At 68.6% G+C, this 24,873-nt stretch carries 20 protein-coding genes; 8 read left to right on the top strand and 12 right to left on the bottom strand.

The annotated features are described in order from the left end of the window. Positions 1 to 59 precede the first annotated feature (59 nt). Positions 60 to 1,673 carry a hypothetical protein gene (locus tag RIL96_RS00910; RefSeq protein ID WP_310547115.1) on the bottom strand — a complete coding sequence of 538 codons (1,614 nt, stop codon included), beginning with the start codon at positions 1,671 to 1,673 and terminating at the stop codon, positions 60 to 62. A 342-nt stretch (positions 1,674 to 2,015) separates the two neighbouring features. On the opposite strand from RIL96_RS00910, the gene RIL96_RS00905 reads away from it, so the two are divergent. Beyond that, positions 2,016 to 3,605: a S1C family serine protease gene (locus RIL96_RS00905; RefSeq protein WP_310547114.1), complete on the top strand. Its 1,590-nt coding sequence runs from the start codon at positions 2,016 to 2,018 to the stop codon at positions 3,603 to 3,605. A gap of 39 nt (positions 3,606 to 3,644) precedes the next feature. Further along, complete coding sequence (locus RIL96_RS00900) at positions 3,645 to 4,484, top strand: PIG-L deacetylase family protein (RefSeq protein ID WP_310547113.1); 840 nt, start codon at positions 3,645 to 3,647, stop codon at positions 4,482 to 4,484. 87 nt (positions 4,485 to 4,571) lie between these two features. Here the strand turns inward: RIL96_RS00900 and RIL96_RS00895 are convergent, their stop codons facing one another. The 3 genes from RIL96_RS00895 to RIL96_RS00885 all read right to left on the bottom strand — a co-directional run bounded on the left by RIL96_RS00895 (position 4,572) and on the right by RIL96_RS00885 (position 8,197). Beyond that, positions 4,572 to 6,470 (bottom strand): anti-sigma factor domain-containing protein, encoded by a 1,899-nt coding sequence (locus RIL96_RS00895; protein WP_310547112.1) that lies wholly within the window; start codon positions 6,468 to 6,470, stop codon positions 4,572 to 4,574. Between the two features lie 65 nt (positions 6,471 to 6,535). Next, positions 6,536 to 7,009, bottom strand: coding sequence for a tRNA (cytidine(34)-2'-O)-methyltransferase (locus tag RIL96_RS00890; RefSeq protein WP_310547111.1), 474 nt, complete (start codon positions 7,007 to 7,009; stop codon positions 6,536 to 6,538). A 48-nt stretch (positions 7,010 to 7,057) separates the two neighbouring features. Next, positions 7,058 to 8,197 carry a J domain-containing protein gene (locus tag RIL96_RS00885; protein ID WP_310547110.1) on the bottom strand — a complete coding sequence of 380 codons (1,140 nt, stop codon included), beginning with the start codon at positions 8,195 to 8,197 and terminating at the stop codon, positions 7,058 to 7,060. A gap of 77 nt (positions 8,198 to 8,274) precedes the next feature. Here RIL96_RS00885 and RIL96_RS00880 point away from each other — a divergent pair, with 77 nt between their 5' ends. Continuing rightward, the gene (locus tag RIL96_RS00880; RefSeq protein WP_310547109.1) at positions 8,275 to 9,498 is read left to right on the top strand and encodes a cysteine desulfurase family protein; all 1,224 of its coding nucleotides are present in this window, start codon (positions 8,275 to 8,277) and stop codon (positions 9,496 to 9,498) included. 94 nt (positions 9,499 to 9,592) lie between these two features. Here RIL96_RS00880 and RIL96_RS00875 read toward each other — a convergent pair whose 3' ends face one another. From RIL96_RS00875 to RIL96_RS00840, 8 genes are all read right to left on the bottom strand, one after another. Beyond that, complete coding sequence (locus RIL96_RS00875) at positions 9,593 to 10,747, bottom strand: hypothetical protein (protein ID WP_310547108.1); 1,155 nt, start codon at positions 10,745 to 10,747, stop codon at positions 9,593 to 9,595. After that, a complete protein-coding gene (locus tag RIL96_RS00870) occupies positions 10,747 to 11,229 on the bottom strand; it encodes a chorismate mutase (RefSeq protein ID WP_310547107.1) in 483 nt (160 codons plus the stop codon). Before RIL96_RS00870 ends, RIL96_RS00875 begins: the two co-directional genes overlap by 1 nt. Before the next feature lie 5 nt (positions 11,230 to 11,234). Next, complete coding sequence (gene mnmA, locus RIL96_RS00865) at positions 11,235 to 12,383, bottom strand: tRNA 2-thiouridine(34) synthase MnmA (RefSeq protein WP_310547106.1); 1,149 nt, start codon at positions 12,381 to 12,383, stop codon at positions 11,235 to 11,237. Positions 12,384 to 12,537: 154 nt separating this feature from the next. Further along, a complete protein-coding gene (locus tag RIL96_RS00860) occupies positions 12,538 to 13,830 on the bottom strand; it encodes a DUF58 domain-containing protein (RefSeq protein ID WP_310547105.1) in 1,293 nt (430 codons plus the stop codon). Then, complete coding sequence (locus tag RIL96_RS00855) at positions 13,830 to 14,771, bottom strand: AAA family ATPase (protein WP_310547427.1); 942 nt, start codon at positions 14,769 to 14,771, stop codon at positions 13,830 to 13,832. The genes RIL96_RS00860 and RIL96_RS00855 overlap by 1 nt, the downstream gene beginning before the upstream one ends. A 68-nt stretch (positions 14,772 to 14,839) precedes the next feature. Next, positions 14,840 to 16,291, bottom strand: a complete 1,452-nt coding sequence (locus RIL96_RS00850; RefSeq protein WP_310547104.1) for a DUF4350 domain-containing protein — start codon at positions 16,289 to 16,291, stop codon at positions 14,840 to 14,842. Further along, positions 16,288 to 16,974, bottom strand: coding sequence for a DUF4129 domain-containing protein (locus RIL96_RS00845; RefSeq protein WP_310547103.1), 687 nt, complete (start codon positions 16,972 to 16,974; stop codon positions 16,288 to 16,290). Before RIL96_RS00845 ends, RIL96_RS00850 begins: the two co-directional genes overlap by 4 nt. A gap of 14 nt (positions 16,975 to 16,988) precedes the next feature. Further along, positions 16,989 to 18,311: a DUF7847 domain-containing protein gene (locus RIL96_RS00840; protein ID WP_310547102.1), complete on the bottom strand. Its 1,323-nt coding sequence runs from the start codon at positions 18,309 to 18,311 to the stop codon at positions 16,989 to 16,991. 209 nt (positions 18,312 to 18,520) lie between these two features. On the opposite strand from RIL96_RS00840, the gene mtrA reads away from it, so the two are divergent. The 5 genes from mtrA (at position 18,521) to hpf (ending at position 24,833) form a co-directional block, all read left to right on the top strand. Further along, complete coding sequence (mtrA, locus tag RIL96_RS00835; RefSeq protein ID WP_310547101.1) at positions 18,521 to 19,210, top strand: MtrAB system response regulator MtrA; 690 nt, start codon at positions 18,521 to 18,523, stop codon at positions 19,208 to 19,210. Between the two features lie 231 nt (positions 19,211 to 19,441). Next, positions 19,442 to 21,160, top strand: a complete 1,719-nt coding sequence (gene mtrB, locus RIL96_RS00830; protein WP_310547100.1) for an MtrAB system histidine kinase MtrB — start codon at positions 19,442 to 19,444, stop codon at positions 21,158 to 21,160. Further along, positions 21,160 to 22,962, top strand: a complete 1,803-nt coding sequence (locus RIL96_RS00825) for an LpqB family beta-propeller domain-containing protein (RefSeq protein ID WP_310547099.1) — start codon at positions 21,160 to 21,162, stop codon at positions 22,960 to 22,962. The genes mtrB and RIL96_RS00825 overlap by 1 nt, the downstream gene beginning before the upstream one ends. A gap of 62 nt (positions 22,963 to 23,024) precedes the next feature. Further along, the gene (locus RIL96_RS00820; protein WP_310547098.1) at positions 23,025 to 23,951 is read left to right on the top strand and encodes a ComF family protein; all 927 of its coding nucleotides are present in this window, start codon (positions 23,025 to 23,027) and stop codon (positions 23,949 to 23,951) included. Between the two features lie 180 nt (positions 23,952 to 24,131). Further along, positions 24,132 to 24,833 (top strand): ribosome hibernation-promoting factor, HPF/YfiA family, encoded by a 702-nt coding sequence (gene hpf, locus RIL96_RS00815; protein ID WP_310547097.1) that lies wholly within the window; start codon positions 24,132 to 24,134, stop codon positions 24,831 to 24,833. Positions 24,834 to 24,873 lie beyond the last annotated feature (40 nt).

Below are 24,873 nucleotides of genomic sequence, written 5' to 3'. Positions count from 1 at the left end.
ACCGTCGCAGCACTGACACGTCAGCACTGAGGCGGCGGAGTCGCACGAGGTCAGTCTAGTCACCGGGAGCGACGTGAACGAGATCTCCGCAGGCCCGGAGATCTCGAGGTCGTGCCGAAGTCCGCGGCGAAGAGTCGGCCGCCGGAGATGCCACCGCCGTAGCCTCGGCCGAAGCCGTCTGCCGGTCCGCCGCCGAAACCGCCGGAATACCCGCCGTTGGAGTATCCCGTGCCGAAGTATCGGCCGCCGTGATCCCGCGCCCCGAACCCTTGGCCCATGCCCATGATGTTCTCCTCGGCGCGCTCCCGGTCTGCCGTCTCAGCGATCTGCGCGGCCTGCACGGCGAGCACTTTGGCCTGTTGGGCATGGTCCAGGGCGCGCGAGGGCTGTTCCTCCCGCAGGTTGACGGCCTCGGTGAGGCAGCGCTGCGCCTCGGACATCCGCGCCTGGGCCTCGGCGCTGACCCGCATCCGCCGAGAACGCAGGAAGTCCAGCGAGGACTGCACCTGGTGGCGGGCCTGCAGCAGCTCCGTCTCCAGGGATTCGCGCGCCCGCCGGTCACGGGCGTGGCGGTCCCGCACCGAGTTCAACGGCTCGTCGAGCTCCCGATGGGCGCTCTCCAACTGGGCGAGCAGGTCCAGGGGGTCGATCGGCCCGGGTTCCTGCAGCTCATGCCGAATCCGCGCCACTGCGTTCTTCGCCGCGGCGACCGGCCCGGCGAGCTCCGGCGCCTGACCAGCTGTCAGTGTGGCCTCTGCCTGGGCGATGTCCTGCTCGGTCTGCCCCAGCTCACGTTCCAGGCTCCGGTGCGCCTCCCGCAGAGACACCTCGTGCGATTCGGCTGAGCTGACCTGCTCTGCGGCGTCGTCGATGCTCTCCTCGCCCCGGTGGATCGCGACCACCGCCGCGCTGGAGTCTCCGGCGGTCACCGCCGCGCGTGCCTCATCCAGCGCCTGGTGCGAGATCTCCTGCAGCCGTTGTGCCTCGTCGAGGTTCTTCCGCAGAGGGGCCAGCGCCTCCTCAGCGAAGTCCTTGCTCAGCCCGGAGATATGATCGGTGACTGTGCGCAGGCGTGTGCGCAGGGACTCGATGGTCGAGGAGAGCTGTTCGATCGCCGGGCCGGGCCTGTTCTCCAAGTCACGCAGGGACTCGAACTCCTCCCGGTGAGACTCCAGGGTCTCGTGGATGCGCTGACAGCTGTCCAGAATCCCGATGAAGATGTCCTTCGCCTGCTCCTCATCCGCCGGCGGCTCCCGGTCGAACTCATGCTGAGCGCGGAAGGCCGCCGAGAGGTGCTGGGTGGACTCCTCGATGTCCCGGCGGAAGACGGCGACCTCCTCCTCGCCGTAGGACGCCTGGGCGAAGAGGACCTCCTGCTCTGAGCTGCGGATGGCCTGATCCGCCTCCATGAGCATCGAACCGGCTTCTCTGCGCAGCTGCTCCACACTCTTGTCTCGCCGTGGGTCCCGGACCTGCTGCTCAGTGTCCTGCCCAGTGCCGTGCTGAAGGCTGTGCGGGGCGCCGCCCGGTGAGGCCGGGCCCAGAGCGCGCCGCCCGGAGCCCCGGGACAGATACAGCGCACCGAAGCCGATGAGGATCAGCACCGCGGCACCGATCATCAGCGGCCCGACGATGACGGCGGCCAGAGGCGCAGAAGCGGGACCCATAAGCATGGGCATAGTCTATGAGCGGCCTCTGACACGGTCTATGCAAGGTGTCTGAGTGAGCTGGCTGAGTGAGCTGACTGAGAGAGGCGGCTTGGAATGAGCCGTCCATGACGGTGTCATCGCTGATCACCTGGATCCGTGCACCTAGCAGGAGACTCCCAGCAATCGATCAGCAGACTGTCTCATAAGTTCCAGACGAGCCTGTCACACTGTGGAGCAGGTCCCTGCCGATGCCGGTGCGCGGCGGTTGAGAGATGCCCCTGGTGGTGCTCAGTTCCCGTATCCTGTGCGCTGGTGTCGGTGCAGTCGTGAGCGGCCAGAGATGGCCAGAGAAGGCAGAGTGATCATATGGCATCAGACCAGTACGATCCCCGTTCCCAAGGGCAGCAGCCCCCTCAGCCCTCTGGCCCGCCGCAGGGTGCCTCGCAGGCCCAGCCCATGCCACACGGCCAGCCGACCTCACCAGGACAGCCGACGTCACCGGGCCAGCCGGTGCCTCCGGGTCAGCCGCAGCAGCCAGGCCGTGCACCAGGAACCCCCGGAGCCCCGCAGCCTCACCAGGCTCCGCATCAGTCCCGCCCTGCACATCAGCCCGGCTCTGCCCACCAGTCCGGCCCTGCCCACCAGTCCGGCCCTGCCCACCAGTCCGGCCCCGTGCAGTCGGCCTTCGGCGCTCCCGCCCTGTATTACGGTCCGGGGCCGGGCCAGTACGGTTCTGGTCAGACCGAGCAGCCGCGCCGTCGCGTCGGTGTCGGCGTACTCATCACCTGCGTGGCTTTAGCAGGCCTGCTCGGTGGTGGGATCGGCGCAGGGGCCGTGGGCCTGGCCGGGGGAGGGGACGATGTGGTTCCCGGGATCGAGCTGAACAACCCGGAGAGCGCCACGGAGGTCAGCGCGGCCGCCGCCAAGGCCTCACCCTCTGTGGTCACACTCAGCGTGCAGGACGGTGCTGATATGGGTAGTGGCTCGGGGATCATCCTTGACGACGACGGGCATATCCTCACCAACACCCACGTGGTCACCCTCGGCGGAGTCACCGCCGACCCGGACATCGCCGTCCAGATGAACGACGGCTCCGTGCGCTCCGCCGAGGTCGTCGGCACCGACCCGCTCTCCGATCTCGCCGTGGTCGCCCTCGATGACACCTCCGACATCACCCCCGCCGAACTCGGGGAATCCGGTGAGCTCAACGTCGGTGACACCGCCATCGCCATCGGTGCACCGTTGGGACTCTCGGGCACAGTGACCGACGGCATCGTCTCCACCCTGGGCCGGACGATCTCAGTGGCCTCCGCAGCGGCTGAGGGAGAGGGCTCCGGCGACGTCGCCGAAGACCAGCCCGAGGAGTCAGACCAGGACGCCGAGGGGGAGGGCGGCGAGGACGGCTTCGAGTTCTACTTCCCTGACCAGGGCTCCCAGCAGGCTCAGGAGTCGATCTATCTCAACGTCATCCAGACCGATGCCGCGATCAACCAGGGCAACTCCGGTGGTGCCTTGGTCGACTCCCAGGGACGGATCATCGGCGTCAACGTGGCCATCGCCTCGGCCGGGGGCACCTCGGCGGGGGAGGGAGCCGGCAATATCGGCGTCGGCTTCTCCATCCCGATCGACTATGCCAAGCGGATCGCCGAGGATCTCATCGAGGACGGCGAAGCCAGCCATGGGTTGCTGGGGGTGACCGTCGACGCCGGTCAGGTGGAATCCGTCGAGGACCTCACCGCCGGTGCTCACGTCGCTGAGGTCGCAGACGGCTCACCTGCCGCCGAAGCCGGGTTGGAGAGCGGCGACGTCATCACCGCCGTCAACGATCGTGACGTCCAGGACACTGTCTCGCTGACCGCCCTGATCCGTGAGTACCCTGCCGGTGAGACGGTGACGCTGACCTACCTGCGTGACGACGAAGAGCAGACTGCCGAAGTGACATTGACCGGCATGTGAACCGGCGATGTCAGTGGTGCGGGCTAGGGTGGTGCAGCGATGGACACCCTCAGATACCTCACCGCGGCCGAGCTGGCCTCTGACCTTCCCATCCGGCGGCTGCTGGCCTTCGTCGCGCACCCGGATGACATCGACTTCGGCGCGGCGGCGACCCTGGCTGGCTTGGCCGAGCACGGAGTGGAGATCACCCTGTGCCTGCTGACCGCCGGAGATGCCGGCGGCTTCGAGCCGGGCCAGGACCGCACGGAGATGTCCGCGCGTCGCATGGAGGAGCAGCGCGAGGCCGCCAGGCTGCTGGGCATCTCCGAGGTGGTGTTCCTGGACGAGCGTGACGGCTACGTCGCACCCACCCATGGGTTGATCCGGCAATTGGTGCGGCTGATGCGGCGCATCCGCCCGGATGTGGTGCTGAGCTCACACCCGGAGCGGGCCTGGGACCGCCTCCAGAAGTCCCATCCTGACCATCTGGCCTGCGGGGAAGCCGTGGTCCGCGCCTGTTACCCGGCGGTGGAGAACGCCTTCGCCTATCCGGAGCTGCTGGCAGAGGAACACCTGGCGGCCTACCGGGTGCCTTATCTGTTGCTCATGGGAGCTCCTGGCCAGCGGGTCACCACCTGGGTGAGCGTCGCAGGCTATGAGTCCTTGAAGATCGCCGCGCTGCGGCGGCATCTCAGCCAGCATCCGGACCCCGAGCGGATGGAGAGCCGGGTGCTCGAGCAGATGCGCCAGCATGCTCAGGAAGCCGCTGAGCGCGGCGCCGAGCGTTCGGCGGCAGTGAGCACCGGCAGCACCGCCAGCAACGGCCCGGGTGCCGCGCCCTCGGCGGAGGCCTTCCACCTGGTCACCGTCAACGGTCCGGAGACATTCGCGGGCTTCTAGTCAGAGGCGGATACCCGCGTCGCCGGCTCGACCCATCGAGGGGCCAGCCGTCGGTGGGGACGGAGCAGCCGTCGGTGTGGGACTGGATCAGTCGCTGGTGGGGCCGCCGTAGGTCGGCCCGGAGGAGGCTTCCGGGCTCAGCGGGATCTCCACCACCACTTCACCGGTGGGGCGTTCTGCGCCGGCGATCTCCTCGGCGGTGACAGCAAGCCGTTCATAGGAACCGATGCCGCGCAGCTCCACAGTCTCGTCACTGAGCTCCTCTGCGGAGAAGCTGCCCAGGGAGCTCGGTTGTCCCTCTCCGGCGGGCAGTAGCCACACCTGGTAGGTCAGCCCGTCCATCGCCTCCACATCGGTGAATTCGGCGTAGCCGAGGTCCTCTTCTTCGGAGACCACCAGCTGCGCGGTGCCGCCCTCCTCCAGCTCCACCTGATCGGAGGTGGCGACGTCCTCGGCCTCGTCCACCCGCTCCTGGACGTCCTGACCGATGGTGAACCGCCAGATCAGGAAGGCCGCGAGCACCAGGATCACGATGAGCCCGGTGACCACCATCCACCGTTTCACCACCGGCTGACGCTTCGGCGCTTCCTCTGTGTGGGTGGAGACCTCCTCGACCATGCTCATCCCGACCTCCTGATCCGAGAGATCGAGCATCATCTCCTCCAACAGGTGACGCGGGGGAGTCACCGGGTGGGTCGTGAAGATCTCCGCCAGAGTGCGCCGCGCGGCCAGCACCCGGGTGTCCCAGCGCTGGGCGACGGCGTCCTCAGCGTTGAGGGCGTATTCGTCCAGCAGAGCACGCTCGCGGTCATCCACAGCGTCCATCGCGTAGACCTCGGCGAGTTCGACGAGCAGGCCGCGCTGCAGGTCGGTGTCGATGTCATCGGAGAAGTTGCGGTTGACCCCGGCTCCACGCTCGAGATCCCGGCGCGTCACGGCGGCCCGGAGGATCGGATCGTCGACGTCGACGCGCCCCGACCGCACGGTGTGCAGGCGGGTCATGGCATCGCGCAGCCGCGATTTCACCGCCGGCAGTGCGGAGCGGACTTCGGCGGCGGCCTCGCGGTGGGTCATCCCGCTGAGGTAGCACAGTGCGAGCACCTGGATCTGGGAGTCGGAGAGCGGCGCGAAGTCCTCGAGGACCTCCTCAGGCAGCCCTGCCACACCGCCGGAGCTGACCACGGTGAGGCTGATCGGTTCGACGGTGCCCTCGCGGAACCGTTCGACCATGATCCGATGAGCCAAGGGGATCAGCCACTCGAGGACCAGCTCATGTTCACTGGGCCGATACGCCGGCCCAGCGCTGCGTCCGCTGTTCGGCTGTGCGCCGTCAGCACTGGCAGCACTGTCAGCACTGTTGGCACTGTCAGCACTGTTGGCACTGGCAGCACCGTCAGGGCTGCTCTGGCCGCTGGGGTTGTTCGGCCGGTCATGCTGTGCCCGCTGGGCGTCCTCGGCGGCGACGTGATCGGCCAGGGATTCGGCGGCGGCGGACTGCAGCCGCAGATCCCGGGCGCGTTCATCGGCCTGGTCCCACAGGTGGTGGTAGACCGCGACCATCGCCGTCTGCGCGCCCTCGACGTCCTCATGCATCAGCAGAGCCAGACCGTAGACCACCTCGGCGGTGGCCTCGTAGAACTGCGCGAAGGCGGACTGGTCCCCGCGTGCCGTCTGAGTCAGCAGCCGCGCCAGAGTGTGCTGCGCCGTGTCTGCAGAGTCCTCGGCGTCCTGGGTCACCCCGGCCTCCTGGGTCACCCCGCCCTGGTGCGTGGTGCCAGTGGCCGGAGGCCCGTCGGCGTCGTGGGTGTCCTGAGGATCCTGGGACTGCTCACCGGGCTCCGTGCCCTCGGCGGCCTCACCGACGGCCTCAGGCTCCTGGGCAGCATCATGCTCCCGGGCGGCATCGTCTGAATCGTCTTCAGGCGTGTCCGGAACGTCCTGTGGCACGGTCTCGTCGTCGTCGGGGCGCGGGGAAGCATCGGTCATGGAGACCAGCTTAGTGAAGGTGCAGGCTTCTCAAGCGCAGTGACGCCCCGGTGAGCGTGCTCAGCTCAGACGGCGCCGTCGAAACCGTTCTGCCGCCAGGCCTCGTAGACCGCGATGGAGACCGAGTTCGCCAGATTCAGGGAGCGGCGGGAAGGCTGCATCGGGATTCTGACCCGTGCCGTCACGCGAGGGTCATGTGTGACATGGTCATCCAGCCCGGTGGATTCGCGGCCGAAGAGCAGGACATCGCCGGGACGGTAGGTGATATCGGTGAACCGGGTCTCGCCCTCGCCGGTGAACGCGAACACCCGCTGCGGTGCCAGACTTCGGTACGCCTCCTCCAAGCTGGGATGCACGGTGAGCACCGCCAGATCGTGGTAGTCGAGCCCGGCGCGGCGGAGTTTGGCGTCAGCGAAGTCGAAGCCCAGCGGTTCGGCCAGATGCAGCGCCACACCGGTCACCGCCGCCAGACGGATCAGATTGCCGGTATTGCCCGGGATTTCGGGCTGGTCGACCAAGATACGCAGGGGCTCGGACACGACGCCGATCCTACCGCCCGGCTGCCGCCGCGTGGGACACCGTTCAGCTCAGGCACCGTCCGGGCGGACCAGCTGCTCACGCAGCGTCGCCAGCAGGTGACGATCGACCACGTTGGCCTGCGGCGAGGCTGCCAATGCGGCCACGATGTTCTTCATCGCCCGCGCGGCAGCACCGGGTGCGGCAGCGCCGTGGCCGATCGTCTCCACCACCGGGCTCATCAGACTGCCGTCCGGGGCGAGCAGCACCACCTGCCCGTGGACGCTCAGCGGCCTGTGCCCATCGGTGCGATCATCGGTGCGACCATCGGCGCGATCATCGCGGCGCAGAAGCACCTCGCGGAGCATCCGTGCCTGGGCGACGACGTCGGGCACTGTGACCGAGCGTCCGCCGCTGCGCAGCACCCGCCCATCCCAGGACGCCGTGGTGGCGGGCACCTCCACTGACCCGACCACCACGAGGACGTCGCCACAGACCACGACCTGCTCAGCCCGCGGAGCCGACTGGCTGCGCTTGGGACGCCCCTTCCGGTCCAGCTGGGGCACTGCCAGCGTCACGTCCTGGAAAAGACGTGCGGCGGGAAGCTCACCGAGCACATGGCGTTCCAACAGGTGACTCATCCGCTGCAGCCGACGCTCAGAGCCGCCGCCGAAGAGCCCCGCGAGCCCACCACCGGCGATCTCGCCGTGGACGCGCTGGCTGGTCAGCGTCAGTGACAGCGGCACCGTATCAGAGAGCTCGGGACGATAGACCGGCGGCTGATGCGCCATCCCCGAGGGCCGATAGTCCCCTGTGCGTTCAGTGCCCTGCCCGGAGCCCCGAGCGCCCGCAGTGAACGTCCCGCGTCCGTAGCCGCCCCAATCGGAACGGTCGTCACGGTAGGCGGCACCGGCGGCACCGGGGGATTCGCTGCCGGCCTCGCGCAGGGATCTGTCATAGTCGGCCCGGGCAGATTCGTCGTTGAGGACATCGAAGGCATGCTGGACCTGCTGGAACTGCGCTGACGAACCGCCGAGATCCGGATGCGAATCCCGCACCCGACGACGGTAGGCACGCCGGATCTGCTGCGCATCGGCGGCCGGGGAGATCCCGAGCACGTCGTAGAGCGTACCGGTGCGCTCGGGGTGGTCATCGTGGCGGTGACCGCCGTCGTCGGAGCGGTCGGAGGGGCCGCGGGATTGAGTCGCCATCGACCGTCAACGATAGCGCGTCCCACCGGCGGCCCGCCCGCCGGTACCATCGAGGAGACCGGTACCATCGAGGAGACATGGAACCGCCGAACACCGCCGAGCCGCGCTACTTCGACCACGCCGCCACCGCACCGGTGCGGCAAACCGCCGTGCGGGTGCTCACCGAGACCATGACGCTGTCCAACCCGTCGTCGCTGCATTCGGCCGGACGCCGGGCCCGCGCCGCAGTCGACGCCGCGCGGGCTCAGCTGGCCGCCGCCGTCGGCGCCCACCCCTCCGAGGTCATCTTCACCTCAGGGGGCACTGAGGCAGATAACCAGGCGTTGAAAGGGCTTTACTGGGCTCGGCGCAGTGCTGACCCCCGCCGCCGATACGTGCTGCTGCCGGGCATCGAGCATTCAGCGGTGTTCGAGACCGCCGAATGGCTCGAAGCCCATGACGAGGCACAGCTGCGCCTGCTTCCGGTGGACGCCGAGGGCGTGGTTGATCTGCCTGCCGCGGAACAGCTCCTGGAGCAGCTGGTCGCCGAGGAACCCGAGTCGGTCGCTGTGGCCACGCTGATGTGGGCCAACAGCGAGGTCGGTGCCCTGCAGCCGGTGGCCGAGTTCGTCAGGCTATGTGAGCGTTTCGGCGTCCCGGTCCACACCGATGCGGTCCAGGGACTCAGCACCACCGCCGTGGACTTCTCCGCCTGCGGCGCAGCGACGATGGCGATCACCGCGCATAAGCTTGGCGGCCCGGTGGGGATCGGCGCACTGCTGGTCCGCCGCGAAGTCACGCTGACCCCGGTGCTCCACGGCGGTGGGCAGGAACGTGACATCCGCTCCGGCACCCTCGACGTCGCCGGGATCTGTGCCTTCGCCGCGGTGGTGGAGGAAGTGGTGGCCGGACGTCAGGAGGAGGCCGCGCGTCTGGCTCAGCTGCGGGACCGCCTGGTGGAGGCCGTGGTGGAGATCCCCGGGGTGACTCTGCGTGGGCCGGATCCGCGGACCGCTCCGCAGCGGCGCCTGCCGCAGAATCTTCACGTCACGGTGGCCGGTGCGGAGGGCGATTCGCTGCTGTTCATGCTGGATATGGCCGGGTTCGCCACTGCCACCGGTTCGGCCTGTTCAGCCGGTGTGCCACGCCCCTCCCGAGTGCTGCTGGTGATGGGACTGTCAGAGGAACAGGCACGCGGCGCCCAGCGCTTCACCCTGGGCCACACCACCACCGAGGACGATGTCGAGGCCCTGATTGCGGTGCTCCCGGAGATCATCGGCCGGGCACGTGCCGCGGGCATGGCGGCTGACCGCACCCGCTGACCGCACCGGCTGCTCCCGCACGTCTGGAGGTGCTGCGGACGGTGCCACCGGCCCGGACGCCGACAATCTCGCTGAGAACGGCCGCATAGCGGCGTCACCCCTGTCGGCGCTGGTCCTCGAGAGCCTCGGCGGCATCGCGGACCCGGGTCATCGCACGCAGCGCGGCGGCGGGGCTCAGCCGCGCCATCGCATCGCGCAGCAGCTGACCCGGCCCGGCCGCCTGCGCACCGGCGGTTGTGAGCGAGAATGCCTCCAACGACGCCGGGGGCATCCCCATACCCTGCCAGGGGCCTCGGACCCGCTGAGCCAGGGTGCTCACCGCCGGCAGTGCGTCGGTGCTGCTGGGCCCCGCTGCTGCGGCCAGTTCTGTGCGGCTCAGCACTGCGGCACCGCACCGGGCGCCGGCTTCGACCAGCTCGGCGACGCGCTCCCACTGGTGCGCATCCATGCCCGTCACAGGCAGGACGAATCCATCGGCACGGGTCTCCGAGCGGGCGAAGAGATCCTCGACATGCTCCGGCTCCGGGGCGCGGCCGAGATCCACCAGCAGCTCATCGGTGCTCTCGGTCTCAGCAGCGGCGGCCTGAGTCCGCAGCTGCTCCAGTACACGTCCCACCAGTGCTCGTGCCTCGTCCCGCGGCAGCGCACCGATGCTCTGATATCCGCTCACCGTGGGGATCTGCCCGGCGCGCAACCGGTGATAGTCCGGCTCCAGCAGCACTATCCGCAGCATGGGCGCCGACGAGGCGTCAGCCGGGGCAGCGAGTGCGGTCCGTCGCAGACGTGCGGTGAGCTCGGCGATGCCGGCCGCCAGCGAATCGGTGACGTCCCGCCGTGCACCGTGGTCGATGAGCACCTTCTCGCCGTCGGGCAGGGCCAGACGTGCACACAGACTTACCGGCCCCAGGACGAAGAGCGTCAGCGGGGCGGTGGCCGAGGCCGTGCCGGAGTCTGCGCGTTCGCCGCGGACATCGGTGAGCACATCGACGTCGGCGCGCAGCAGTGAGGCCGCCCGCCGGTGATCGGCACCTGCTCCGGAGGTCAGCCGCCAGCCGTAGGAGGTCAGATCCGTGTGCAGTTCGCTGAGCAGGGCGGTCGCCCGGCCGGTCAGCCCCGCCGGGTGGCCGCGGGCCGGCAGTTCGGGCACTGCCGGAGAATGCGGCGCCGGCAGCTCATCCTCCAGGGCACCCACCCAGGCTAGGGGATCGGTTCCGGGCAGTATGCCCGGGGCGAAAGATGCGACCGGCATCAGCGGCTGTGGTCCGTGGTCTGCTCATGGGCCCGCTCATGGGCCCGCTCGCTGGTCCGCCCGTTGGTCCGCGTGTTCTGGCTCTGCTGGTTTTTCGGGTCATTCCGACCGACTTGTGCGGGGCCGCCGGCAGCGGAGATCGCCTGATGGTGACGGATGACCTCGTCGATGATGAAGTTCAGGAACTTCTCGGCGAACTCAGGGTCGAGCTGCGCCTCAGCGGCCAGGTGTTTGAGCCGGGCGATCTGGTTGCGTTCACGCTGCGGGTCACCGGCGGGCAGCTGGTGGGCGGCCTTGAGGTGGCCCACGCGCTGGGTGGCTTTGAACCGTTCGGCGAGCAGGTACACCAAGGTGGCGTCGATGTTGTCGATGCTGGCACGCATCGCCACCAGTTCTGCCATGACCTCGGCGTCGACAAGCGCTGCGGCGTCACCGCCGCGGGGGTCCGGTGCGGACTCGGCGGAAGGCTCAGGGGCGGTCATGGCGGTCAGTCTAATGCCCCGGCAGCCTGGTAGTCCCGGGACCGCGCAGTGTCGATCGTCGCCTGTCCCAGCACGCGCGTGCCCTGATACATCACTGCCGTCTGGCCCGGTGCCACGCCGCGCAGAGGGGCTCCCAGTTCGACGATCAGCTCGGCCTCCTCAGCTGGTGACTGCGGATCCAGCGGAACCCACGCCCGAGCCGGCACCGGATCGGCGTGGGCGCGGATCTGCAGGTCGATGTCGAAGGGCTCCCCGGTGCTGGCCTGCGGCACCGGCGCACCGGCCCAGGAGAGGCGGATACCGGTGATCCGGTCGATCTCGAGCAGTTCCTTCGGGCCGGCGACGACAGTGTTCTCCTTCGGCCGGATCTCCAGGACGAAGCGCGGTTTGCCGTCGGCTGCGGGACGGCCGAGCTTCAGTCCGCGGCGCTGCCCGACGGTATAGGCCTCGGCCCCGTCATGTTCGCCGATCTGCGCTCCGTCCGGATCGACGATGGGGCCGCTGCGCATCTCGATCTGTTCGGCCAACCACCCGCGGGTGTCGCCGTCGGGGATGAAGCAGATGTCATGAGAGTCCGGTTTCTTCGCCACGGAGAGACCCCGTTCGGCGGCCTCGGCGCGCACCGCGTCCTTCGACGGTGTCCGGCCCAAGGGGAACAGGCAATGACGCAGCTGCTCCTCGGTGAGGACGCCGAGCACATAGGACTGGTCCTTCGCCCAGTCCGCGGCGCGATGCAGCTGGCGGGTGCCGTCCTCAGACTCGATGAGCTCGGCGTAGTGACCGGTGCATACGGCGTCGAACCCCAGGGCGAGGGCCTTGTCCAGCAGGGCTTCGAACTTGATCTTCTCGTTGCAGCGCATACACGGGTTCGGCGTTCGTCCGGCCGCGTATTCGGCGATGAAGTCATCGACCACGTCCTCCTTGAACCGGGAGGAGAAGTCCCACACATAGAAGGGGATGCCCAGAGTCTCACAGGCCCGCCAGGCGTCGGAGGAGTCTTCGATCGTGCAGCATCCCCGCGAGCCGGTGCGCAGCGTGCCGGGCATCCGGGACAGGGCCAGATGGACGCCGACGACGTCGTGGCCGGCCTCCACCGCGCGTGCCGCCGCCACGGCGGAGTCCACTCCGCCGGACATGGCTGCCAGGACCTTCACGGCTCTCTCCTCGTCGGTGCATGGGGACGTGGTGCCTTGTGAGGCACTGCTGATGACTGCTGATGACCCACCAACGATACGGAACCCGACCGCGCGGTTCAACGGCGCGACGGTGGCACCACCAGCGGCCACCACCTCATAGCGGCCACCAACCTCACAGCCGCCCGGCCGCCTTGAGCCGGATATAGGCATCGGCCAGCTCCGGGGGCAGCTGATGCGGTGGAGCCTCCACCACTTCCACACCCAAGGAGCTCAGCTGAGCCCGCAGGGCCTTCCGCTCGATCAGCGAGCGCTCCGCCGCAGCGGCCCGGTACACTTCACCCACCGTCTCCCGCGCCACCGTGCGGCGGGCGAGATCCGGATCCTGCACTGAGGCGATGAGCACCAGATGCCGCTGGGTCAGGGCAGGCAGCACCGGCAGCAGCCCCTCTTCGAAGGACGCCGAATCCAAGGAGGTCAGGACCACCACCAGCGAGCGTTGCGTGGTCACTGATCCCACATGTCCGGGTAGCTGCGAGAAGTCAGCCTCCACCAGCTCCGGGTGGATCGGTGCCAGCGCGGAGACCATGGTGTGCAGGAAATCCCCATTGGCTGAGGACCGCGCGTGGGTGACCAGTCGTCGGTCGAAGCCCAGCAGATCGACTCGGTCCCCGGCGCCGGCGGCGAGGACCCCCAGCAGCAGGGCGGCCTCGATCCCGGTGTCCAGGCGAGGCTCATCCTCTACCCGTGCCGCTGAGGTGCGGGAGGCATCCAGGCACAGCACCACCCGGCGGTCCCGCTCCGGGCGCCAGGTGCGCACCACCAGATGCTGCCGCCGAGCGGTGGCCCGCCAATCGATGGAACGGACGTCATCGCCGCGGACATAGTCACGCAGGGAGTCGAACTCAGTGCCCGCCCCGCGGATCTGCACGGCCGTCTGCCCGTCGAGCTCCCGCAGCCTGTGCCGCTTCGAGGGAAGATGCCGCCGTGAACGGAACGGCGGCAGCACTCGCTGCCGGTGGACTGCGCGATGGGTGACCTGACGCCCAGCCAGCCCCAGGGGCCCGATCGAGCGTACCGCCAGGGTCTGCGAGGTCAGATCCCCTCGTCGTCGTGGTCGCAGCACAGTGCGCAGCCGGGTGCTCTGCCCCGGTATGATGCTCACCGTGCTCACCGGGTTCAGCGCCCCGGCTGAGGGCTGCCACCCGTCCTTCGCGCTGCCGCGCAGCCGCCGCGACCCGGTGTGATGGACCACGGTCACCGCGGTGCTCCGCTGATCCAGCCGGACCGGCTCGGTGGTCACCCGCTCCACCCGCAGCCGCCGCGGAGAGGCCGCCAGCAGCATGTCAGCGGCCACCAGCAGCCCCAGCGCCAGCAGGCACAGCCACAGCGTCTGCTGCCCAGGGAAGGCGACGATCACGACGCTGAGCCCCAGCGCCACCAGCAGCAGACGGAGGGTCAGCACCATCAGCGGGGCACCGGGGCGCTGGCCAGGATCCCCTGCAGCACATCATCGACGGCGACCCCGTCCATCGAGGCCTCCGGGCGCAGCGAGACCCGGTGCCGCAGGCAGGGCAGGGCCAGGGCTTTGACGTCGTCGGGGGTGACGAAGTCGCGGCCGGAGAGCCAGGCCCAGGCCTTGGACGCGCTCATCAGCGCAGTGGCACCGCGAGGCGAGACCCCCAGCTGGAAGCTGGGGGACTGGCGGGTGGCACGGGCGAGGTCGACGATATAGGCGATGACCTCGGGGGCGATGGAGACCTTCCACACCGCCTGCCGGGCGGCGAGCACCTCGTTGGCTCCGGCGACGGCGCGGACACCGGCATCAGCCAGATCAGAGGGGTTGAAACCGGCCGAATGCCGCCGGATGACCTCGATCTCCTCCCCGCGCTGGGGCAGATCCAGCTGGACTTTGAGCAGGAACCTGTCCAGCTGCGCCTCCGGCAGCGGGTAGGTGCCCTCATATTCCACCGGGTTCTGGGTGGCCGCGACCAAGAAGGGATCCGGAAGCGCACGGCCGATGCCGTCCACGGAGACCTGGCGCTCCTCCATGGCCTCCAGCAGTGACGCCTGAGTCTTCGGCGGGGTGCGGTTGATCTCGTCGGCCAGCATCAGGTGGGTGAACACCGGGCCCTCACGGAAGGTGAAATCACCGGTGGTGGAGTCGTAGACCAATGACCCGGTGACATCACCGGGCATCAGGTCAGGGGTGAACTGCACGCGCGCGGTGTCCAACGACAACGAGGCGGAGATGGCCCGGACCAGCAGGGTCTTGGCCACACCGGGAACACCTTCCAGCAGCACATGTCCACGGACCAGAAGCCCGATGAGCACACCGGTGACCGCGCCGTCCTGGCCGACGACTGCTTTGGCGACCTCCTGGCGGACCTGGTGGAAACGCTCGCGCAGATCCTGGGAGTCCTGCGGGGCGGCACTGCCGGGGTGCTGTGGTTCCGGTGCTGCGGGGGGATGCTCGGTCACGTATTTCTCCGTCCTCCGGCATCGGGCGCCGGTGCCTCAGTCTCGTAGATGCTCTGATCTGTCATGCCGCCGGTTGGCGGGCCCACGGTGTGCTCAGACCTGTGCTCAGACCTGTCTTCAGCCAGCCGCTCAGTCGCCTGCTCGGCTGACTGCTCAGATGTCTGCTCAGATGTCTGCTCAGCCACCTGCTCGGCCCGGGTGGGCAGGCCCAGCCGGGTGTGCAGCTCGTCCTCGAAGTCAGCCAGACGCCGACCATAGCGCAGCAGATCGGCGTTGCTGCGCAGCTGCGAGGTGTCCAGGATCTCCACCACGTCAGGGATGGAGCGGCGGCTGTGCCGGGCGGCGGCTTCGATGACAGTGCCTTCCTCCGCCGGCCCCAGACGCAGCAGGCGGGCCGTACGCAGCAGTAGCGCGGAGCGCAGAGTCCGCGCCGAGGGGCCCACCGCGTTGGCCTGCTGATACAGCCGACCGCGGCCCTCCGCTGATTCGGACGCTGGCACCTCCACCGGCAGAGGCTCGACGACCAGCGGCCCGCGACGTCGGCCCATGATCACGGCGAAGAGCACCGTGCAGATCAGCAGCCACAGTAAGAGCCAGTCGAACCACTCGGGGAGCAGGGCCAACGGCTCCTCCGCGGGCCCCCCGTCAGTGCCGCTGACATCGCCGTCAGCGGGGGTGTACCAGATGACGTGATCGCGCTCGCCGAAGAGGTGCAGGCCCAGCGCCGCACCACCGGCTTCGGTGATCTGGTGGTTCGTGAAGGTCTGGGGCGCACCGAAGAGCACACCGTGATCGGTCTCGACCAGCGCGTATCCGGGCTCCTCACCATCCTCGGCCGCCCCACCCGGGAAGCAGCCGTGGAGAGCAGAGCCCTCGGCTGAGGAGTAGAGCGCAGAGGGGCCGATGATCGTCTCCGCGGCCTCGGCGCCGGGATGGGAGCAGGCGCTCCCCGCCGGCAGGGCGCCCTGATCCGAGGACGCCGCATAGGGGCCTGAGGCGATCAGGTCATCGAATTCCGGATGGTTCACCACCGACTGCGGGGCGACCCACACGATCGGCCGGTCCTGGGCGATGAGCTCGTCGAGGATATCGGGGTTGACCGGGCGGACGGCTTCGCTGACCACCAGAGTGGCCTCGGGCTCCTCCTCCAGGGCAGAGAGCACGGCTGCGCCGGTGCGCACGGTGTCCACCTCGACGCCCTCGTCCTCCAGTACAGCGGTCAGGGCTCCGTAGCCGCTGAGCTCGGTGGATTCCGGATCGTAGCGTTCGGTGCCGTCGGGGCTGGCCACCAGGTAGATCGTGGCCGCGAGGACGGCGAAGACCAGCAGCAGGACCCAGAACTGCCACCGGCGGCGCCATCCGCGCCAGGCCTCGCCTGAGGCGGCGACCGTGGTCGGCAGCACTGCGCTCGCGGTGGTGCCGGTGCCCTGGGCCGACGGGGTGCTCATCGCGGTGCCACCACCTGGGCTGGCGACCAGGACGCCGTGGTCTGGTGGGGCGTGGTGGCGGCCAGCGCCTCGCAGAGTTCGTGCAGCTCGTCGACGTCCTCACGGCGCAGCTTCCGGCCGCCATAGCGGGAGAGGTTGAACAGCTCCGCGGCTCGGCGCAGACGCCGCTGCTCAGCGCCGAAGGCGGCACTGAGCTCCTGAGCAGCTTCGGTGGCGGTGCGTCCGGGCAGTTCGGGAAGCAGGTCGCGTTCCTCCGCGGCGCGGACCAGGGCATGGAAGAGGGTGCGGAAGGCCTCATCGACGGCGCCGGACTGCAGCAGGGCCTCAGCCCGGGACAGCAGCTCTTCAGCGCTGACCCCGGGTTCCATCTCCAGCGGGGCGTCTCGGTGACCGCGCTGCAGACGCGGCCGGACCATCAGCACGGCGATGACGATGACGACGAGTACGACGATGATCAGCAGGATCGGTCCCCACGCCAGGGAGAAGCTCGGAAACACCCCAAACCCTGAACTCAACTGACCGAGGAGCTGCTCTAAGAAGCGGCCCAGGCGATACCAGGGCGCGGGATCCTGATATTTCGGGTCCTGCAGTTCGCGCTCCAGCAGTTCGCGCGCCTCATCCCGGTCAGGGGTCAGGTGCGCAGAGAACTGACGCACAGAGTCGAGTGAGGCAACCAGGGACATACCGGGAGCAGACCTCAGCGGGGGCGGGGGTCATCACTGCGGGGGTCATCACTGGAGGGACCGCCCCAGGAGCCACCGTCGGACGGGTGAGAGCCGTAGGGATTCTGCCCGTAGGGTGGCTGGCCATGCGGGGGCTGGCCATATGGCGACTGACCATGCGGGGGCTGCCCGTAGGGGTTCTCGCCGTAGGGGTTCCCGCTATAGGAGTTCCCACCGTAGGGATTTCCCCCGTAGGGGTTCTGCCAGGCATTCGGCATAGGGGCACCGCCTGATGCGCCCGGCCGGAACGGCCCTGCCTCCGGTACGTGCTCGGCGGAGCCCGGGACGACCATACCGTCGTCGTGCGCGCCTTCGGCCTTGGCCAGCAGCACCACGTCGAGCCCCTCCTGTTCGAAGCGGGCATTGAGCATCATCACAGCGGCGCATCCGGCGAAGACAGCAGTGAACAGGGCCGCGACACCCATCTCCAGCACCATGGTGACAACCATGGCCACTGTGCTGCCGGCGCCGCCTCCCTCGGTGGCTGAGGACATCAGCCCGGAGATCAGCAGCATCGGGATCATCACTACGACGCTCGCGGCCGCCGCCATCAGGTAGAGCAGCAGCAGGGTGCCGATGTGCCGCCACCAGCGTCCACGGTTCAGGGCCCAGGAACGCCCGATGGCCTGGAGCGGCCCGCGGCCCTCGACGACGACGGCGAACGGGCTGAAGAGCAGGGCCGCGGAGACCCAGGCCACCAGAAGGATCAGCGCCGGAATCACCACGATCGCTCCGATGAATAGGGTGAGGACCATGAACACCACGGCGGCGATCATCGCGACGGCCATGACCAGGAAGACCCCGATACCGTTGATGATCATCTGCAACGTCAGCTGCGGCGCGCGCTGCCGCCCGGCGTGCGCGACGTGGGCGAAGGAGGTCTGGTAGCCGTAGGCCGCCCGGAACACCGGTACGGCGAGCGCAGCGAAGCTGAGGTAGAGCAGCAGGTTCTGCACGATGCCGATGCCCATCATCACCACGATGGCGGTGGCGCTGAACGGCACTTCCAGCGGACTGGCGCCGGTGGCGGCCTGTTCCTGGACCGAGGGGTCCCAGACGAAGCGCTGAAACTCGCGCACCGAGGGAATCAGGGAGATCGCCAGGGAGAGCAGCAGGTTCGCCGCCGCGGCGGCCAGGGGTATTCCCAGCATGGTGCGCGGGCTGTGGCGCAGCATCGCGAAACCTGCGCCGAAGACCTCACCGAGGGTCATCCTCCGCAACGGGAACACCGCCCCGGGCCGCGCGGGATCTGCCCCGGAGCCTCCGAGTCCTTCGTGCTGCCACGATGCGTTGGTCACCATGCCCTCTTCAACAGCGTCTTCAATACCGTACTGAACCCAGACCGGTCGTTTCCCGGCTCATAGTCTGTCACCTGTCTGTGCTGAGGGGGAAGCGCCACGCACGGCGTTGTGGAGGCAGTCGGATATCCTGGGCTGCGGAGCCGCAGCCCGTCGGTGTGGTCCGGCGCGCGGACTTCAGGCACGCTGACGGGGGAGAAGGAGAGCAGATGAGAGCCAGCATTCTGGTCGTCGACGATGATGAGGCGCTGTCCGAGATGATCGGTATCGTCCTGCGCAACGACGGATTCGAGCCGACGTTCTGCGCGACCGGTCACGGCGCCTTGGAGGCCTTCCGTTCGGCCAGACCCGATGTGGTGCTGCTGGACCTCATGCTTCCGGGTAAGGACGGCATCGAAGTCTGCCGGGAGATCCGGGCGGAGGCTGACACTCCGATCGTCATGCTCACCGCGAAGTCCGACACCGCCGATGTGGTCCGCGGTCTTGAGGCCGGTGCTGATGACTATGTGCCGAAGCCCTTCAAACCGGCGGAGCTGGTGGCCAGAGTGCGGGCCCGGCTGCGCCCCTCGGAGGGCACGCAGCGCCAGGAGTCTGAGCAGCTGAGCCTGGGGGACCTGACCATCGACGTCGCCGGTCATGAGGTCCGTCGCGGAGAGACCAGGATCTCCCTGACTCCGCTGGAGTTCGATCTGCTCACCGCTCTGGCGAAGAAGCCCTGGCAGGTGTGGAACCGGGAGATGCTACTGGAGGAGGTCTGGGGGTACCGGCATCAGGCCGATACTCGTCTGGTCAACGTCCACGTGCAGCGGCTGCGGTCGAAGATCGAACGCGACCCCGAGCACCCTGAGCTGGTGCAGACCGTGCGCGGGGTGGGCTATAAGGCAGGCGGGCAGGGCTGAGCCATCGCGGCATCTGAGGACGAGGCGGAGCGGGGCGGCGCGCAGCCGGACGAGACACTGCGGGATGAGACACAGCCCGAGGCTGCGCAGCCGGACAAGACGCTGCCGGATGAGCCGGGTGACGAGCTGGGTGATGAGCCGCGGGATGAGCTGCGGGATGAAACGGAGCACCCTGCTGACGGGACCGCCTCCGGCTCACGGCGCACCGCCGAGACGACCGGGTCCATCCCCGTGGTCTCGGCCGCTTCCCCCGAACCGGCCGCACCGCAGCGCAGTCTCGGCACCATGCTGCGCAGCATCGGCCGGCTGCCGCGGTTATGGGGCCGCTCCCTGCTGTTCCGCGCGGTGGCCTTCACCGGTCTGCTCACGATGATCGGCACGCTGCTCGTCGCCGTGTTCCTCACCCACCAGGTGACCAGCGGACTGTTCCAGGAACGGTTCGAGCAGGTCGAGACTGAGGCCACCAACGGTCTCGATGATCTGCGCAACTTCTTCGCCAACGCCTCCACCGCTGATCGCACGCAGACTGAGGAGCTGCTGGCCGGCTCGGATGCGATGCTCGAGGGCTCCGGCACGGAGGCCCGGCGCTACTACATCCTGGAACCCTTGGATGAGTCCCAGTCGGTCTACGTCTCGCCGCGTTCCTCCCAGGACGTCGATTCCAGCATCATCTCCGATGAGCTGGCCGAGGCCGTGGCCTCGGGATCGGGCCAGTACTGGCAGTCGGTGGCCATCGAACGCAATGGCCGTGAAGTCCCCGGGGTGGCCTTCGGCACCCAGGTGACCATTCCGCCGGGCCACGCCTGGGCGCTGTACTTCGTCTACGACTTCCAATCCGTCCAGGAATCGCTGGCCTTCGTGCTGCGGATCCTCTTCCTCGCCGGTGCCGCGCTGCTGGTCATGAACATGACCATCGCCGCCTGGGTCACTCGGTCCGTCGTCGCCCCGATCTCCCAGGCCGCCGAAGTCTCTGAACGTATCGCCGCAGGCCAGCTCGACCAGCGTCTGGCCGTGCGCGGGGAGGACGAGATCGCCCGTCTGGGGGTGTCCTTCAACCGGATGGCCTCGAACCTGCAGGACCAGATCACCCAGCTGGCGAACCTGTCGAAGATGCAGCAGCGCTTCGTCTCGGATGTCTCCCATGAGCTGCGGACTCCGCTGACCACCGTGCGCATGGCCGCCGAAGTGCTCCATGACGCCCGTGATGAGTTCGACCCGATCAACCAGCGTTCCGCGGAGCTGCTGTATCACCAGGTCGAGCGGTTCCAGGCGCTGCTGGCGGACCTGCTGGAGATGTCCCGCTTCGACGCTGGGGCCGCGGAGCTTGCCCTGGCCCAGGTGGATCTGCGGCAGGTCGCCCAGGAGGTGCTGACCACGGCTCAGCCTTTGGCCTATAACGCCGGGGCACGGTTGTCGCTGGTCGTGCTCGGTGGCGATGACGATTTCCGCGCTGAGGTCGACGCCCGCCGGATCGACCGCATCCTGCGCAATCTGGTGAACAACGCGGTCGAGCATTCCGAGGGTCGGCCGGTGGATCTGGTGATCGGCTCCTCACCGACGGCAGTGGGCTTCGCCGTGCGGGACCACGGCATCGGAATGAGCCCCTCCGAGGTCGCCCACGTCTTCGATCGTTTCTGGCGTGCGGACCCGGCGCGGGCGCGCACCACCGGCGGCTCCGGGCTGGGCCTCTCCATCGCCACTGAGGACACCCGGCTGCATCAGGGTGCCCTGGACGCCTGGGGGGAGAAGGGCCAGGGCTCGTGCTTCCGGCTGGTGCTGCCGCGCCAGCACGGCACCCCGTACCGCGCCTCGCCCTTGGCGCTGCCGCCGGCCTATGACCCCGGTGACCGCATCGCCGCCGAGGAGATCATCCCCGAGGTGGTCGCCGGAGAGATCGATCACGATCGGGTCAGCGAGCAGTCGCTCTACCAGCCCGGAGGGGAGGACTGATGACGGCGCACAGCTCTGCCCGCCTCGCTTCAGGTGCCCGCGGCCTGGAGCAGCCGACGCTGCGGCGTGTGCTTCCGGTGCTGCTGGCCGCTGTAGCCCTGCTGCTCTCCGCCTGCGCTCCGGTCATCCCCACCGACGGGCCGGTGGGCACCACTGAGCCGGATACCGGTGAGGAAGCGGCACCACAGATCCAGCCTCAGTCCCCAGGGGAGGGAGCCGATGAGAACAGCATCATCGAAGGGTTCATCCAGGCCGGCGTCGGCCCGCAGGACGAATTCTCCGTGGCGCGGGAATACCTGACACCTGAGCTGGCCGAGACCTGGAACCCCGCTCAGCGCACCTGGGTGTACTCCGCGGACCCGGTGTTCTTCCCCGACGGGGAGGACTCCTACACCGTGCAGATGGAGGTCGAGGCCGTCGTCGACGCCGATGGGATCATGACTCCGCTGCCCGAGGGCCGCAGCGAGTCCTTCGAGATCGAGGTCGGCGAGCACGACGGTGAGGTCCGCATCGCCGAGGCCCCGGATTTCACCATGATCGATTCGGTGAACTTCAACCGGGTCTACGCCTCATACACGCTCTACTTCTATGACCCGCAGCAGCAGTACGCCGTGCCGGATCAGCGGTGGTTCGCCACCAGGACCGGCACGGCCTCCCGGGTGGCCGCGGCGCTGCTGGATGGGCCGGCCCCGTATCTGGAGCCTGCCGTCTCCTCCGCGTTCCCCGAAGGTGCGGCCCTGGAACATGCCTCCGTGCCGATCGATGACGGCCAGGCGAGGGTGGAGCTCGCGGCCGGGGCTCTGCAGGGCGCTTCGGCGGAGCAGCAGCAGCTGATGATCCACCAGATGGATCTGGCGCTCACTCAGCTCAACGACGTCTCCTCCGTGGAGATGACCGTGGGCCAGCAGGTCCTGGAGGTGGACGAGGACCTCGAACCGCTCGACGTCATCGACGAACCGGTGGTGACCGCACCGCAGGTCGGCATCCTCGACGATCAGCTCGGACGGCTCGATGGGTATCACGAGCTGAGCATCCCCAATCTGCCGGATATCTCGGCACTGGAACCGCAGCATCCGGCTGTGCCGGAGGCTGAGGATGACGTCTTCGCCTTCCTCGACGGTGAGGCGGAGCGGCTCTTCCACGTGCGTCCGGATCAGGAGCCCGAGGAGATGCTCTCCGGTGAGTCGCTGACCCGCCCGTCGATGGACAACTTCGGGTGGACCTGGGTGGCCTCCGCCAACGACGACGGTGCGGCCGTCCATGCCCTGCCCTACGGTGAGGATGCCGAAGACTCCGAGGACGCCGGGGACGCCGAGGACTCCGCCGTCGAGCTCTCCGTGGACTGGCTGGACGGGGTCGGGATCAGTTCGCTGCGGGTCTCCCAGGACGGCGCGCGGGTGGCCATCGTGCTCGAAGAGGGCGATGAACGGTCTCTGCACGTCGCCGGTATCATCCGCGATGCCTCCGGAGTGCCCTACGGTATCGGCTCACCGATCCGTCTGCCGGTGACCACAGATATCGAGGAGGCCCGCTGGATCTCTGCCGATGAGCTGGTGGTCTGGGCCTCCTCCGAGGAGGACTCGCAGAAGATCGAACGGGTGAGCTTCTCCGGCACGACCCAGGCGGTCGGCCCGGTGCTGCTGGGTCTGCAGAACGTCTCTGTGGGGGAGGGGACCTCCATCGGCGGAAACCAGCGCCAGCTCTTCGCCGAGACTGTGGAGGACCCGGTCCAGGTGCTGCCTGGGCAGCTGTGGAGCACTGAGAACGACGTGGAGATGCGCGACTATTCCTACCCGGGCTGAGCGTTCTCCACAACGGCCCTTCGGCTCTGGTACCCGGTGGCCTCGTCAGCGACGCTGGCACGATGGGCGAAGCGATCAGGCCAGGAGCCGGACGAAAGACCAGGCCAGGAGCCGGACGAGAGATCGGGCAAGAGATCGGCCGAGGGATCGGGCAAGAGATCGGCGGGGGGATCGGCCGGGCGGCAGATCGGATCTGGTGCTCTGCCGCGGGGCGCATGTTCCGCGACTGCGCTGATCAGGCCGCGGCGCTGGTCTCTCCGGTGTGGTGCACCGGGTGCCTGGCGGAGGACGTCGTGCTCTGCGATCTCTGTGCTGCGGCGCTGCGCCGGGCGCTGCGCCAGCCCTTCCGCGCCGAGGCCGCGGCACTGGCCCTGCCGATCATCGGTGAGAGGGGGACGGCGGCGGGCATGCGCGTGCTGCCGGTGATGGCGGCCGGGCGTTACCAGGGCCTGGTCAGCCGTGCCGTCCTGGGGTTCAAAGACCATGAGCGGATCGGCCTGAGCCGGGTGCTGGCCCCTGCGCTGTACCGGGCGGTCCAGGCCGCCTGCACTCAGTTACCCGGTGAGGGACTCGGAGCAGCCCCGGCGCCCGGGGAGATCCTGCTGCTGCGTCCGCCCACTGGGCTGCGCAGTCGCCTGCGGCGCAGCATCGAACCGGTCGAGTATCTGCTGACGGCCAGCGGCCTGTGCACTGAGCCCGGGCTCATCACCGGTGGCCCGGGGCCTGCGGGTCTGCTGCGGACGAGTGCGCAGAAGTCCCGGACCCTCGACGCCCGGCGCCGGGCCGTGCGCGGGATGTGGCAGCCGACGGCGCGGGGACATCAGGTGCTCTCCGGTGCGCCGGTGGTGCTCGTCGACGACGTCCTGACCACCGGTGCCACCCTCTCGGCCCTGTACGCCGCGGCCAGTGAGGCCGGGGCCCGTGTGCTCGGCGCGGCAGTGTTGGCGGCTGCACCGCGTGCAGTCTCCGAGCAGGCACGCCGGTTCTGAGGCACATGGTCAGTGCGGCAGCAGGCCCTGAACTGAGGCGGGTACGGAGCCCGGATGACGGCGTCTGAGTTTCGGCATATGGTGGGGTATGGGCACTTACCTGATGAGTCCCATCACAGCGGTGACGGGACATGAGGCTCTCCTCGCCGCTGTGTCGACGTCGGAATCGAGGAGGACATCATGACCCTTCAGGTCAGCTACACCGGACGCAACATCCAGATCCCCTCAGACTTCAAAGAGCATGTCGAGGAGAAGGTCGACAAGATCGACCAGCTCGCCGACAAGGGGCAGCGTCTCGAGGTCAAGGTCTCCAGTGAGAACTCCCACCGCCGGGCGGACACAGCGCTCACCGTCGAGCTGACCGTCGTCGGCCGCGGCAAGGTGGTCCGTTCCGAAGCGCAGGCCGAGGACAAGTTCCAGGCCTTCGAGATCTCCCTGAACAAGCTGACCGAACGGCTGCGCCGGGCCCGGGACAAGAAGAAGTCCCGCGCCCACAACAGCGGCGGGGCACCGGATGTGGCCTCCGCACTGGCCGGCCTTCCTCCCGTCGCCTCAGACCGCCCCCTCTACGAGCAGGTCCTCGATGCGGAGCAGGTCCATGATCTGCCGCCCGGGGAGGGTCACGACGAGGACGCGCCCATCCGCATCCGCCGTAAGGTCTTCCCGGCTGAGCCGATGACCGTCGACGCCGCCGTCGACGCGATGGAGCTCATCGGCCACGACTTCTTCCTCTACATCGACGCCGAGACCAACCTCGCCTCGGCGGTCTACCGTCGCCGCGGATGGACCTACGGAGTCATCTCCCTGGACTCGGAGAAGGATGCCCAGGATGAGCCGACCACTGAGGAGCGGAACTATCGGGCGGAGAACGGTGCGGCCTGAGGTGCTCGCCATGTGCGGCGCGGCATGCCCCGCCGCACCC

It is taken from the genome of Nesterenkonia aerolata, assembly GCF_031470965.1.
Classification (GTDB): Bacteria; Actinomycetota; Actinomycetes; order Actinomycetales; family Micrococcaceae; genus Nesterenkonia; species Nesterenkonia aerolata.
The sequence above is the reverse complement of the archived record's forward strand: the minus strand, read 5'-3'. Positions and strand labels throughout refer to the sequence as shown.